The following is a 13,153-nucleotide window of genomic DNA, read 5'->3' as shown; positions in this document are numbered from 1 at the left end:
GTGCCGAGAGACAGGACTAAAGTCACCGAGTCCCGCGCCAGAAGTGCAAAAACCCGGCCAGCAACACAAGATGAAGGAGGGTGTTGGGCAGGAAGGACATGGGCGAGGCGTAGATGCCGAACATATAGGCCAAGGGATCAACGGGCAGGATCAACACTTGTAACAGGGCGTTCGCAAGCAAAATAGCCGCAAGGGTCGGCGAGGCCTCATGTGATCGGACCAAGATATTCAGGACACCGATGCTGAACAAAAAGGCCCCTGCCGTTCGCGCCATGACCAGCCCCGCGCCGGTGGGCTGCGCGCTTTTCATATCCACCAAGAGCGTTGTCGGAAACAGAAACGCGATGGTGCCGATGGTGCAGGCGATGAAGGCGGCAAAGGTCAGGAAGGTTTTGCGAGACATGTGGTGTCCTGTTCGTGGTCCAGAGTGGCGAGGGCAATGTCCAAGGCGTCCTCAACCCGCACGCGTCCGCCGCCGGTTTTGGCAAGGGCGCTGAGCCCGTTCATGCTGGCGTAAAGGTAGTCAGCCAAAGCCTCTGTCGAGGCGTGCGACGTGACCCTGCCCCGGTCTTGTTCAGCGCGCAGAACCCCAGCGAAACCGCTGCGCACCTTATGCGCAACAGCCTCAAGAACCGGCGCAATCCTGGGGTCGGTGGCCTGGGGGCTAAAGGCGGTGACAACAGCAAAGCAGGCCCCGCCGCCATGGGTTTCTTGCGCGGCAAGAGAGCTGAGGATGAAGGATTTGATCGTCGCCATATTGGCATCCGGCGCGTGCAAGGGTTTGCATTGCTCGGCCACCATGGATGTGTAGTGCTCGGCGGCGGCAAGAAAGACACCATCCTTGTCGCCAAAGACATTATACAGCCCCTGCCGCCCCATCCCCGTCGCCTCCACCAGCTCCTGGATAGAACAGCCCGCATAGCCGTTGATCCAAAAGGCTTTCAAAGCTCGGTCAAGCAACGCGTTCTTGTCGTATTCAATGGGTCTGGGCATATCAATCACGGGTTATGGAATGATCATTCCATAACCTATTGCATGATTCTTGTAAAGCTTTGGCCTGACATCGGAGGAGTAACGCTTTAATGTCTGGATGCATTGGATTGACACGCCAAATCCAGATACGCCCCAAACAAAAAAGGCCCCGGATTTCTCCGGGGCCTTTCTGTGTCGCGAGAGCGTGACGATTACTCGTCGCCCTTCAGAGCCGCGCCCAGGATGTCGCCGAGCGACGCACCGGAGTCGGAGGAACCATACTGTTCCACGGCTTCTTTTTCTTCTGCGATTTCGCGTGCTTTGATCGACAGGCCCAGACGACGGGTCTTGCTGTCGATATTGGTGACGCGCACGTCGATCTTGTCACCGGTGTTGAAGCGCTCTGGGCGCTGCTCAGCACGGTCACGGGACAGGTCGGAGCGGCGGATGAAGGATTTCATGCCTTCATATTCCACTTCGATGCCACCATCTTCGATCGCGGTCACTTCGACGGTCACGATCGAGCCGCGCTTCACGCCGCCAACCGCATCTGCGAATTTGTCACCACCCAGCGCCTTGATCGAGAGCGAGATACGCTCTTTCTCGATGTCGACTTCGGAGACAACGGCCTGAACCATGTCGCCTTTGCGGTAGTTCTGGATCGCATCTTCGCCACGCTCGTCCCAGGACAGGTCGGAGAGGTGAACCATGCCGTCGATATCGCCTTCGAGGCCGATGAACAGACCGAATTCGGTGATGTTCTTGACTTCGCCCTCAACCTGAGTGCCCTCAGGATAGGATTCAGCGAACTGCTCCCATGGGTTGCGCATGGTCTGCTTGAGACCAAGGGAAACGCGGCGCTTGGAGCCGTCGATTTCCAGAACCATGACGTCGACTTCCTGAGATGTGGAGACGATCTTGCCCGGGTGAACGTTCTTTTTGGTCCAGGACATTTCAGAAACGTGAACAAGACCTTCGACACCGGCTTCGAGCTCAACAAAGGCACCGTAATCGGTGATGTTGGTCACGCGGCCTTTGTGCACGGAACCCAGCGGGTATTTCGCGCCAACCAGATCCCATGGATCTTCTTGCAGCTGCTTCATACCCAGCGAGATGCGGTGCGTGTCTTTGTTGATCTTGATGACCTGAACCTTGACGGTTTCGCCGATGGTCAGGATCTCGGATGGGTGGTTCACACGGCGCCATGCCATGTCGGTGACGTGCAGAAGGCCGTCAACGCCGCCCAGGTCAACAAAGGCACCGTATTCGGTGATGTTCTTGACGACACCCTCAACGGAGTCACCTTCACCCAGCTTTCCGATAACTTCGGCGCGCTGTTCGGCGCGGGACTCTTCGAGGATCGCGCGACGCGAGACAACGATGTTGCCACGGCGACGGTCCATTTTCAGGATCTGGAACGGCTGCTTGAGACCCATCAGCGGGCCAGCGTCGCGCACGGGGCGCACATCAACCTGAGAACCAGGCAAGAACGCAACTGCGCCGCCCAAATCAACGGTGAAGCCACCTTTGACACGACCAAAGATCGCACCTTCGACGCGGGCGTCATCAGCGTAGGCTTTTTCCAGACGATCCCATGCTTCTTCACGGCGCGCCATCTCGCGGGAGATAACAGCCTCGCCACGGGCGTTTTCGGCAGCACGGAGGTAAACCTCGACTTCGTCGCCAACTTCGACCTTGGGGGCTTCGCCGGGTTCAGCGAATTCTTTCAGCTCGACGCGGCCTTCCATTTTGTAGCCTACGTCGATGATGGCCTGGCCCGCTTCAATTGCGATTACCTTGCCTTTGACAACCGAACCTTCGTCCGGCGTGTCCATTTCGAGGCTCTCATTAAGGAGGGCTTCGAATTCTTCCATAGTTGCATTAGCCATGTGGCGTTTTATCCTTTGCATCACTTTGTCGGGCCGCACGGTTGTCTCCGCGGGTCTTGGTTTCGTTGCATCCGGGGCGATCGCTGGTAGAGGCGGGCGTGGCGAAAAACACAAACAAGAAGGGCCCGAGGATTGTCCCCTGGCCCTGCTCACCACATCCGCGACTCTTGATGGCCGTCAGATAGCGGGGTCCTTACAATGAAATGAAGGGTTGGGCAAGCCCGTATGCCGCGTTGAGGACCAAGCGAACTTGGGCCCCAACCACACATTCCTTGATCGCAATCGCCCCCCATGCCAAGAATGACAGGTATTGGAGGACTTAATATGAAGACTATTTTTGCAATTTCCCTGGCGGCTGTTTCTCTTTTGACTGCATGCCAGACGGTGACACCGGATGCGGCTCCGACCACGGCGGTGACGCCTTTGGTGGGTAAAAAGCTGATGGCCGATAATGGTTTGGTTATTATCATGAACGCCGATGGCACCGTGTCGGGCACCGCGCGGGGGGAGGATATTGACGGGACTTATGTTGCCACCGCCAAGGAGGTGTGCAGCACCTATGCCGCCCCGGAGTTTCTGGCCGGGAAAGAGTTTTGCAGCGAGCCGCAGATTGACGGAAACACCGTTGTTTTCCTGCGTCGCGACGGATCGAAATCGGCCACTTATACGATTGGTGGATAAGCGGTCGGCATAGGCCCAGCAAAACGCCACTATTGACCTGAAATGAATGAGGTTGCCAGCCTGTGCTGGCAGCCTTTTTTGTTGCGTGATCTGCCCAAAATGTGCGGCCTTTCCATGGGGTCAGCGGACACAGATTTTAGGGGAAAACACCCCACGCCCTCCCCCTATGGGTTTCCTGACTGGCACAAACTGCCGGGCGTTTGCAGATAGAAAGCACCGGGCCAAAACGGAATTTTCAACCCGGCTTCTTTTTGACAAACACACAGGTGTAACCATGAAAACTGTAACGCTTTCCATTTCGAATATTCCAACCAGCACCCAGGCGTTTCTGGCCGAACAGGGCTGGACCATTGCCGATGTCGCCGCATGGTTGGCCGAAGGTGATTTTCTGGCGATAAGCGCGGCTTTGGAGGTTGATCCAACCGCCGCGCTCAATGCCATGTTGAACACCCCGTCGGCGCTGGAGGCCTTGGCCGCTGGAGCGACCGAAGATGCCTTTGGCGAAATTGGTGGGGCCAAGGGGATTGAGGACCATATGGCCGGCCTGCCCGAAGCGGGTGAGGACAAGATGGAACAGGCCGCCAGTGGCGATCAGAGCACGCTGTTTGAGGGGGATGGCTGGCATACGGATACCGGCAAGCCGAATTACCAAACCGCGCAGCCCGGCGACATCGTGTATGATTCCAATGGCAAGGAGGCCGGGGTGATGACCAAGAACGGCATCGATCTTTGGCTGGATGGCACGGATGAGGACGGGGACGGCAAAGCTGATTACGCCGTTGATGAGGACGGGACCATCTATCTCTGGCCCGAAGAGGGACACAATCCAGAGCCTGAACAAGAGGATGAGCCCGAAGACGGCACCGGCAAAACCCCAGAAGACGATGGGGACAGCCCGGAACCGGAGGACACTACGCCAGAAGACGGCAAAGAAACTCCTCCAGAGGAAGATGACGCGCCGGCGGGCGGCTCTGATACTGCCGCCATTCCTGCCGGTGGCGAAGACGGGTTGGGCGGATGCAGCGGAGACGAAGACGGGGCCGACATCCCGGATGCCTTTGAGTTCCGCAAGCCCGGCGATGACGGCACCACACAACCCGGCCCTGACACCTATGAGGTTGAGGTCGAGCTGGTCTTGCACGGCCCGACCTATGGGTTGACCCAGCCTGCACAGGGCGACGGTGAATTCTCGGGCGGCGTTGTGGTCGAGCCGGTGGATCCAACCTATGGCACCACCCAGCCGGATCCGATTGACGATTTCATCTTTTGAGTGACGCCGCCAAAAACAACCAAGCCGCCAGAAGTACTGGCGGCTTGATCCTGTTTATCGCTTGCTTTGGGGAAGCCCCAAATTAGCTGTGCTTTTTGATCTCACCCGATTTCAGGCGCGACAGGTAGCTGTCGAGCTCGCCCTTGACGACAGGCATCAGGAGGTAGAGCGCAACGATGTTGACCACCGCCATGGCAAAGATCGCCGCATCGGAGAAGTCGATCACAGGGCCAAGGTTGGCCGAGGCACCGATCACAACAAAGATGCAGAAGATCACCTTGAAGATCAGCTCTTTGGTCTGGCCTTCACCGAACAGGAAGGTCCAGGCTTTCAAACCGTAATAGGACCAGCTGATCATGGTGGAGAAGGCAAAGAGGATAACCGCAACCGCCAGGATATACTTGAAGAACGGGATCGCCGAAGAGAAGGCCGCAGATGTCAGCGCAACGCCTTTGTTGCCGTCAACGGTCTGGATGGTCGATGCGCCTTCGTCCAGCAGGTAGAGCCCGGTATTCGGATCGGCCACCAGCTGACCGGTGATGATGATCACCAAAGCGGTCATGGTGCAGATCACCACGGTGTCGATGAATGGCTCCAGCAAGGAAACGAAACCTTCGGTGATCGGCTCTTTGGTGCGGACCGCCGAGTGGGCAATCGCCGCAGAACCAACACCGGCTTCGTTCGAGAACGCCGCCCGCTTAAAGCCCTGGATCAGCGCGCCAACCATACCGCCTGCAACGCCAAGACCGGTAAAGGCCCCTTCAAAGATCTGGCCAAAGGCCCACATGATCATATCAGCGTTCATGATCAGGATGACCAAAGCGGTCAGAACATAAAGCACGCCCATGAAAGGCACGACTTTCTCGGTCACCTTGGCGATGGATTTCAGACCACCCACGATCACTAGGAACACGATGGCCGCAAAGATCAGACCGGTGATCCAGCCCGGATAGTCGCCGACAACATTGGCGATCTGCGCATGGGCCTGGTTGGCCTGGAACATGTTGCCGCCGCCCAAAGCGCCCAGGATACAGAAGATCGAGAACATCACGGCCAGGATGCCACCGGCGGGAATGCCGCGTTCTTGAAAGCCCTTGGTCATGTAATACATCGGGCCACCAGAGACGGTGCCGTCATCGTATTCATTGCGATATTTCACGCCCAGCGTACATTCGGTGAATTTCGACGCCATGCCCATCAGGCCGGCCAAAATCATCCAGAAGGTTGCGCCCGGACCGCCGATGCCAATGGCCACGGCAACCCCCGCGATATTCCCCAGGCCTACTGTACCGGAAAGCGCGGTTGCGAGAGCCTGAAAATGACTGACCTCACCCGCATCATTGGGGTCGGAATAGTCACCTTTGACCAGCGAAATCGCATGTGGAAACGCGCGAAACTGAATGAAGGCAAAGTAAAGGGTGAACACGGTGGCGGCGATGACCAGCCACATTACGATCCATGGGAAGGTCGTTCCCGGGAACGGGCTGAAGATGAAGGAGACGAACCAGCCGGTGGCGCTTGCAAAGCCCTGGTTGATCGTTTCATCGAGCGATTGAGCCGCGGCTGGCGCAGATGCAGCCAACACGGCAGGAGCGGCCACGGCCGCTGCCTTGATAAGATTTGTCATGATAGATCCAATTCGCTTTTGGCGCTTAGGGTACAATGGTGACAGGCACGGGCGCAGATTGCGCAAGGCTGATGGCGACAGAGCCGAAGACCCGCGACGACAAACCAGGTTCACCGTTACGACCGATCACAATCTGATCGGCACCGCTTTCCTTGGCGATATCGCCAAGCGTGGTCGCGATATTGCCGTATTTCAACGCCGTGTCGATCGCCAGACCGCTGTCTTTCAAGCCATCAACGGCCGGAGCCAAAATCGCGACCTCGGCCCGATCCAACTCTTCGCCGCGCCGCTTGTGACGCTCTTCGAGTTCGGTTGGCGTCAAGAACGAATATGGAGACCATTCCAGGATATGGGCAACGACAATGCTGCTGCCCTGTGTCTTGGCTTGGTCTACGGCAAAGGCCAATGCGGCCTTTGCGCTGTCGCTGCCGTCATATCCGACGACAATTTTCTGGGACATAATCCCCTCCCATTTTTGTTTTGTCTGCTGTGAGACAGGCGCAAATTAGTCGGAAAGGAATGAGAAAGGTTCTTTAATTTCTTGAAGATCAGGAATTTTTATGGAAAAAATACACAATCATGGAAAATATTGGGATAATTTCCGATGGACAGACTTGATATCCGAATTCTTTCCATACTGCAACGGGACGGTCAAATCTCGATGGCCAAGCTGTCCGACCAGGTCGGGCTGTCCTTGTCCGCTTGCCACCGGCGAGTCAAATTATTGGAGAGTCAGGGGCAGATTTCGCACTATGCTGCCCGGCTCAATCGCAAGAAGGTCGGGCTGGAAATCCAGGTGTTCATCGAGGCGAAACTGGTCAGCCAGCGCCGCGAAGAAATTGAAGCCTTTGAGGCGGCCATTCATGAAATGCCCGAGGTGCTGGAATGCCATATGATCTCGGGCGAGTTCGACTATCTGATCCGGGTCGCGGCGCGCAACACCGAGGATTACGAGACGCTTTATCGCGAGCGTCTGACGCTTATTCCATCCGTTGTGCAGATGAAAACCTTGCTGAGCCTGTCAGCGGTAAAGGAATTTCGGGGGTTTCATCTGACCGAAGATAGCTAGGGCCTTTTGCCCCCCAAGAGGCTGATGCAGACCCGTCCAGGTCTGCATCCTGTTTCACGGCAGTTACGCGATTTCGGTCACGAACCCGGCGCGCGGTTTGCGCACTTTCTTCATGTTGACCAGCCAATCCTCTTCCGCCTGACGATAGCCCAGCGGCAGCAGGGTCAAAGAGCGCAGCCCCTTTTCACGCAGGCCCAGAATTTCATCGACCTTTTCGGGGTCGAACCCTTCCATCGGGGTGCTGTCGACCTCAAGTTCAGCGGCGGCGGCCAGGGCAAAGCCCAGGGCGATATAGGCCTGACGCGCGGCGTGGTTGTGGTTCACTTCGGCCTCACGTGGGAGATACATGTTCTTGAGGTTGTCATAATAGCCGGTCAGCATCTCGCTCTTGCCGCGCTCTTCCTCCATTTGGGTGACAACCGCGTCGATACGCTCGGCGCTGTAATTGTCCCAGGCGGCAAAGACCAGAACATGCGAGGCATCTGTGACTTGCGACTGATCCCAGGCCACTTTGCGGATTTCGGCGCGGATCTCGTCATTGGTCACGACAAACACTTCGAAAGGTTGCGTCCCGGACGAGGTCGGCGCGAGGCGGATCGCTTCGAGGATTTGGTCCACCTTGTCCTGCGGGACAGATTTGGACGGGTCGAATTTCTTGGTGGCATAGCGCCAGGTCAGCTTGTCGAGAAGTGCGGTCATTTTGAGTCAATCCTGATGATGCGGCCAGCGCCGCGAGGGGTGGTGTCATTTTGTAACTGGCTATATAAACAGAACCACTCGCACCACAAGAAGGCACAAATTTGTGTCCCGGTAACAAAAAGGAAACCACATGGCAGAGCGTCCCAAATGCCCGGACTGCCCCCGCATCCAAGAGGTGCTGTCGCGCGTTGGCGACAAATGGAGCGTGCTGGTCGTCACCGCCTTGGGCTATAACGACGTCATGCGTTTCAATGAGTTAAAGCGCCATTTGGGCATTTCACAACGTATGCTGAGCCTGACTTTGCGCGAATTGGAACGCGACGGGCTGGTGCGAAGGACACAATACCCAACCATCCCGCCCAAGGTGGAATACGCGCTGACGCCGCTGGGGCAATCCTTTCGCGAACCGGTGCGGTTGATGGGCTATTGGGCGATGGATAATCTGGCCAATATCGACGCAGCACGGGCGAACTTTGATGAGCGGAGCGAGGCATCGTGATGGATGCCGCAGCCCCCACGACTGAAACGCTGACTTTTGCCGAAGCTGATTTCACAGAAGTTCTGAACATGCGTCATGCGGTCATGTGGCCCGAGCATCCGCGCGATTTTTCCCGGGTAAAGGGCGATGCCACGGCCTTGCATCTGGGGGCGTTTCTTGGCGGAAAACTGGTTTCTGTCGTCTCTTTATACGATTCAGAGAACGGCCTTCGATTGCGAAAATTTGCGACTCTGCCAGAATTTCAGGGCCGCGGGATCGGATCGCGGATGTTGCAAAAGGTGATAGACATCGCCGCCAAGGACCATAGCAGGATCTGGCTTGGCGCGCGGCTGGATGCCATCACCCTTTACAAACGGTTCGGGTTTCGGGAGTTCGGACAGCGCTATGAAAAGGGCGGTCGCCCTTTTTGTTTTATGGAACGAGCGCTGGATGAGGGGCGGGATGTTTCCTAGGGTCAGGACCCATTAATTCGCAATGCTCAGCATGGAAAAATACGTGTTATCAGAGGTTTGAATTTCGCAGACAAGGCTGGTTGCCTTGGCAAGAAAATCGAGCCGCTGAGAGCATGTATTTCTCCATGCCCGTCCTCCCGAAGGGAGGCCAACTGGTATTGGCGCGCCTCTGGCGCGACGGGTTCGCCGGATTTTGCCCCAGCCTGCGTTATATACCCTTGCAATAGAACCACTATTCCTGCGGGTATATGCCTGGTCTGGAACAAATTTTGGCGAACTGAGCGTTGTGAATTAATGGGTCCTGACCCTAGGTTCTTTCCGAAATCAGGCTGATCGCCTGGCGCACGGCTTCGTCGATGCTCAGGTCAGAGGTATCAAGCAGCACCGCATCTGCCGCCGGTTTCAGCGGCGCATCTGAGCGGTTCATGTCACGATCATCGCGCTCGCGCACATCGCGCAACACCGCCTCGTAATCATCCGCCAGCCCCTTGGCTGCCAGCTCGTCAAAGCGCCGCTTGGCGCGCACCTCGGCTGAGGCGGTGACAAAAAGCTTGGCCTCGGCCTGCGGACAGATCACCGTGCCAATGTCACGCCCATCCAGAACCGCACCGCCAGCCCGACGGGCAAAGGCGCGTTGGAAATCGACCAAGGCGGCGCGCACCTCAGGAAATGCGGCCACTTTTGACGCGGCTTGCGCCACCTCGGGCGTGCGCAGGCTGTCATTTTCCAAATCTTCCGGCTGCAAGCCTTGGGCCGCAGCGATGGCTGAGGTGCCGCTCAAAGTCTTGGCCCCAACTGCGCGATAAAGCAGGCCGGTATCCAGATGGGCAAAGCCGAAATGTGCCGCCACGGCCTTGGAAATCGTGCCCTTGCCCGCCGCCGCAGGCCCATCAATCGCGATGGTGAATGCCATCAGTCTCGTCCTTTTTCTTGACGCATGCGCAACATCGACAAGACCAGCAAAAGCCCCAGTGAGATCAGCAGCAACACCCATTTGCTAACCGTGAATTGCGAGGCGCGCGCAACCATTTCTGGGGTGATGCCATCCGCCCCGGCGCGGAGCAGCCCAGCCACAAGGGCGTTTTCACACAGATCCATCATGGCGTAACCGGCCGCCGGAATGACCAACACCAGGCGCGACCAGGGATGCATATTCGCGGCCTGGTTCATGATTAGATGGCCCAACAAAAGGGCCAACACGACCGGAAAGGCGCTGTCCAACAGGCGCAGTTCCACCAGATAGAGCGCTTTGCCGGTGCTGTCCAAAGTGCTCAGATAAGTCTGGGCATCATCAAGGCTATAGCCAAGCCCCCTCTCGTCAAAAGGGGCCAATCCCTGAGCCGCGGGTTTGAGCACGGAATGCACAAGCCACAGCATCACCCCGAACAAACTGACCGACAAGGCCGCCAGGATCGGGGTGGCGCGCATCATGCCTCGGCACCCTTGCGCTCGATCTTGGCCCCAAGACCGCCCATCAGGCTTTCAAAGATCGGGAAAGAGGTGGCGATTGGCCCGCCATCATCCACCGACATCGGTTTTTGCGTGGCAAAGCCCATCACCATAAAGGACATGGCAATGCGGTGATCGAGCTGGCTGGCGGCAGTCGCGCCACCGGGCACGTTGCCATGGCCCAACCCATGCACGGTCCACCAATCCTCGCCCTCATCCACACGAACGCCCGCAGCGCGCAGGCCAATGGCCATGGCGTCGATGCGATCTGATTCCTTGACCCGCAGCTCTTTCACACCGGGCATATGGGTCTTGCCCTCGGCAAAGGCGGCCACCACGGACAGGACCGGATATTCGTCGATCATGCTGGCGGCACGTTCGGCGGGCACTTCGATGCCCTTAAGGTCGGGGCTGAACCGGGCGCGCAGATCGGCGACAGGCTCGCCCCCCTCTTCGCGCATATTCTCAAAGGTCAGATCGGCACCCATATCCTGCAGGGTAAAGAACAGCCCAGCGCGGGTCGGGTTCAGTCCGATATTGGGCACCAGCACATCCGAGCCTTCGGTGATGATCGCCGCGCAAACCGGAAAGGCCGCGGATGACGGATCACGCGGAACGATAATGGTTTGCGGCTTGAATTCGGGGCGGCCCTGCAGGGTGATCACCCGCCCCTCATCGGTTTCCTCGGTGCGGATTGTCGCGCCAAAGCCAGCCAGCATACGTTCGGAATGGTCACGCGTGGCTTCTTTCTCGATCACCACGGTGTCGCCCGGCGCGTTCAAACCCGCCAAAAGCACCGCCGATTTCACCTGGGCCGAGGGCACTGGCACCTCATATCGTACCGGCAGCGGGTCCGCCGCGCCAACCAGAGTCATGGGCAAACGCCCGCCCTTGCGGCCGTAGGATTTGGTGCCAAACAGCGCCAGTGGGTCGGTGACCCGCGCCATGGGGCGACCATTCAAAGAGGCATCGCCGGTAAAGGTCGCCGTGATCGGAGAGGTCGCCATCGCCCCCATGATCAAGCGCACCCCGGTGCCTGAATTGCCGCAATCAATGACGTTATCAGGCTCAGCAAAGCCCCCAACGCCGACGCCATGGATGTGCCAGGTGTCACCGGTCTTTTCGATCTCGGCCCCAAAGGCGCGCATGGCTTTGGCGGTGTCCAACACATCCTGCCCTTCCAGCAACCCGGTCACCTTGGTTTCGCCCACAGTCATGGCCCCTAGGATCAACGAGCGATGCGAGATCGACTTGTCTCCGGGCACATGCGCCTCGCCGCGCAACGGGCCAGAGGCGCTGGAGGTCATCGGGATCGGATCACCGTGGCTGGACATGGGCAGTTATCTTTCCTGTTAGCGGTCGCGGGTTTGATAAGACATGGCCCCGTTACTGTCCATGCGCCCTTGGTTTCTCTGGGTCAAAAATATCCCGGGGAGTCCTGAGCCTGCTCAGGACGGGGCAGCGCCCCCTGCCCGGCTACCGTTTGCGGAACGTCATGTAATGGGGCACCCGCCCTTCGCGCAGGGCCTTTTGTTCGTAACGGGTGGAAATCCAATCCTGCCAGGGCTCACGCCAATCCGACGGCCCTTCGGCCAGCCACTCAAACCCGGCCTTGGGCACTTCGATCATGGTTTGACGCACGTAATCAGGGATATCCGTCGCGACACGGAACTCCGCGCCGGGTTTCAGCGCGCGTGACAGTGGTTGCAGGTATTCCGGTGTCACCGCACGGCGGCGGTGATGGCGTTTTTTCGGCCAAGGGTCGGGATAGAGCAGAAAGGCCTTGTCGATCGAGGCCTCGGGCAGCACGTCAAAAAGGTTGCGCACGTCACCGGGATGCACCTTGATATTGCCCGCCTCGGCCTTGCGGATCTTGCCCAGCAGCATCGCCACGCCGTTGATATAGGGCTCACAGCCAATAATGCCGACATCGGGGTTGTTGACCGCCTGATGCACCATGTGTTCACCCCCGCCAAAGCCGATCTCCAGCCAAACCGGTTTGCCGCCAAACATCGCCTGCAGATCCAGCGGGCTACGATCGGGGTTGTCCTCCCATTCAATCGCACCCGGCGACAGGGCGGCGAGGTCCTCTTCGAGATAGGCCTCTTGCGACTGTTTCAGGGTCTTGCCCTTCACACGGCCATAGAAATTGCGCCAGGGGGCTTGCGGGTGTTTGTTCGACGTGGTCATGGGCGCGCTTTTACCAGAGCGCACGGGCAAGACAATGATTGAAAACCCTGCCAGCGTGCCTGTCAGGCCTCTGGCGGGCCATCCGGCCAGAATAGCGCTGTCTTTTGCACCCCCTGTTCACGCAAAGGAGCCAAATCCTGCAGGCGATGATCTAGTCGATAGGCTGTGAACTCTGCCGGGCTAGGAAAGGTCAGATGATGGATTTCATCCGGCACTTCTGCCCCTTCCGGGACTTCGACGGTGATTTCCGCCCCATATCCGCGCATGATCTCCATCGCCTGATCTTCAAACTGACGAAAGGCGCGCGCCGCGCCGGGGGTTTGCCAAAGATGAACAGTGACGCGAAAAACCATGTG

General features: G+C 58.0%; 16 protein-coding genes. 5 read left to right on the top strand and 11 right to left on the bottom strand.

Annotated features, from left to right (window positions below):
- Positions 1-22: 22 nt before the first annotated feature.
- The 3 genes from CLV87_RS19960 to rpsA form a co-directional block, all read right to left on the bottom strand.
- Positions 23-403, bottom strand: coding sequence for a hypothetical protein (locus CLV87_RS19960; RefSeq protein WP_099249018.1), 381 nt, complete (start codon positions 401-403; stop codon positions 23-25).
- Complete coding sequence (locus tag CLV87_RS19955) at positions 382-993, bottom strand: TetR/AcrR family transcriptional regulator (RefSeq protein WP_099249016.1); 612 nt, start codon at positions 991-993, stop codon at positions 382-384. Before CLV87_RS19955 ends, CLV87_RS19960 begins: the two co-directional genes overlap by 22 nt.
- A 191-nt stretch (positions 994-1,184) precedes the next feature.
- Positions 1,185-2,861 (bottom strand): 30S ribosomal protein S1, encoded by a 1,677-nt coding sequence (rpsA, locus tag CLV87_RS19950; RefSeq protein ID WP_099249014.1) that lies wholly within the window; start codon positions 2,859-2,861, stop codon positions 1,185-1,187.
- Positions 2,862-3,185: 324 nt separating this feature from the next.
- Between rpsA and CLV87_RS19945 the strand changes: the two genes are divergently transcribed.
- Positions 3,186-3,542 (top strand): hypothetical protein, encoded by a 357-nt coding sequence (locus CLV87_RS19945; protein WP_099249012.1) that lies wholly within the window; start codon positions 3,186-3,188, stop codon positions 3,540-3,542.
- 274 nt (positions 3,543-3,816) lie between these two features.
- Entirely contained in the window at positions 3,817-4,812 is a 996-nt protein-coding gene (locus CLV87_RS19940; RefSeq protein ID WP_133840853.1) for a hypothetical protein, read from the top strand.
- Between the two features lie 82 nt (positions 4,813-4,894).
- On the opposite strand, the gene CLV87_RS19935 is transcribed toward CLV87_RS19940, so the two are convergent.
- The gene (locus CLV87_RS19935; RefSeq protein ID WP_099249008.1) at positions 4,895-6,439 is read right to left on the bottom strand and encodes an alanine/glycine:cation symporter family protein; all 1,545 of its coding nucleotides are present in this window, start codon (positions 6,437-6,439) and stop codon (positions 4,895-4,897) included.
- 25 nt (positions 6,440-6,464) lie between these two features.
- The gene (locus tag CLV87_RS19930) at positions 6,465-6,899 is read right to left on the bottom strand and encodes a universal stress protein (RefSeq protein ID WP_099249006.1); all 435 of its coding nucleotides are present in this window, start codon (positions 6,897-6,899) and stop codon (positions 6,465-6,467) included.
- A gap of 144 nt (positions 6,900-7,043) precedes the next feature.
- Between CLV87_RS19930 and CLV87_RS19925 the strand changes: the two genes are divergently transcribed.
- Positions 7,044-7,508: an Lrp/AsnC family transcriptional regulator gene (locus CLV87_RS19925; RefSeq protein WP_099249005.1), complete on the top strand. Its 465-nt coding sequence runs from the start codon at positions 7,044-7,046 to the stop codon at positions 7,506-7,508.
- A 63-nt stretch (positions 7,509-7,571) separates the two neighbouring features.
- Here the strand turns inward: CLV87_RS19925 and CLV87_RS19920 are convergent, their stop codons facing one another.
- Positions 7,572-8,207, bottom strand: coding sequence for an NAD(P)H-dependent oxidoreductase (locus CLV87_RS19920; protein ID WP_099249003.1), 636 nt, complete (start codon positions 8,205-8,207; stop codon positions 7,572-7,574).
- 130 nt (positions 8,208-8,337) lie between these two features.
- Here CLV87_RS19920 and CLV87_RS19915 point away from each other — a divergent pair, with 130 nt between their 5' ends.
- Both CLV87_RS19915 and CLV87_RS19910 read left to right on the top strand, forming a co-directional pair.
- On the top strand, positions 8,338-8,706 hold the full coding sequence (locus CLV87_RS19915; RefSeq protein ID WP_099249001.1) for a winged helix-turn-helix transcriptional regulator: 369 nt from the start codon (positions 8,338-8,340) through the stop codon (positions 8,704-8,706).
- Positions 8,706-9,158 (top strand): GNAT family N-acetyltransferase, encoded by a 453-nt coding sequence (locus CLV87_RS19910; protein ID WP_099248999.1) that lies wholly within the window; start codon positions 8,706-8,708, stop codon positions 9,156-9,158. The genes CLV87_RS19915 and CLV87_RS19910 overlap by 1 nt, the downstream gene beginning before the upstream one ends.
- A gap of 307 nt (positions 9,159-9,465) precedes the next feature.
- Here CLV87_RS19910 and cmk read toward each other — a convergent pair whose 3' ends face one another.
- The 5 genes from cmk to CLV87_RS19885 all read right to left on the bottom strand — a co-directional run bounded on the left by cmk (position 9,466) and on the right by CLV87_RS19885 (position 13,150).
- A complete protein-coding gene (cmk, locus tag CLV87_RS19905) occupies positions 9,466-10,071 on the bottom strand; it encodes a (d)CMP kinase (RefSeq protein WP_099248997.1) in 606 nt (201 codons plus the stop codon).
- Positions 10,071-10,589: a hypothetical protein gene (locus tag CLV87_RS19900; protein ID WP_099248995.1), complete on the bottom strand. Its 519-nt coding sequence runs from the start codon at positions 10,587-10,589 to the stop codon at positions 10,071-10,073. Before CLV87_RS19900 ends, cmk begins: the two co-directional genes overlap by 1 nt.
- Entirely contained in the window at positions 10,586-11,941 is a 1,356-nt protein-coding gene (gene aroA / locus CLV87_RS19895; RefSeq protein WP_099248993.1) for a 3-phosphoshikimate 1-carboxyvinyltransferase, read from the bottom strand. The genes CLV87_RS19900 and aroA overlap by 4 nt, the downstream gene beginning before the upstream one ends.
- 142 nt (positions 11,942-12,083) lie before the next feature.
- Entirely contained in the window at positions 12,084-12,797 is a 714-nt protein-coding gene (gene trmB / locus CLV87_RS19890) for a tRNA (guanine(46)-N(7))-methyltransferase TrmB (RefSeq protein WP_099248991.1), read from the bottom strand.
- A 62-nt stretch (positions 12,798-12,859) separates the two neighbouring features.
- Positions 12,860-13,150 carry a DUF1330 domain-containing protein gene (locus CLV87_RS19885; protein WP_099248989.1) on the bottom strand — a complete coding sequence of 97 codons (291 nt, stop codon included), beginning with the start codon at positions 13,148-13,150 and terminating at the stop codon, positions 12,860-12,862.
- Positions 13,151-13,153 lie beyond the last annotated feature (3 nt).

It is taken from the genome of Pelagimonas phthalicica, assembly GCF_004364805.1.
Taxonomy (GTDB): domain Bacteria; phylum Pseudomonadota; class Alphaproteobacteria; order Rhodobacterales; family Rhodobacteraceae; genus Pelagimonas; species Pelagimonas phthalicica.
Note: the sequence above shows the minus strand (reverse complement) of the source record. Positions and strands in the feature narration are given on the sequence as shown.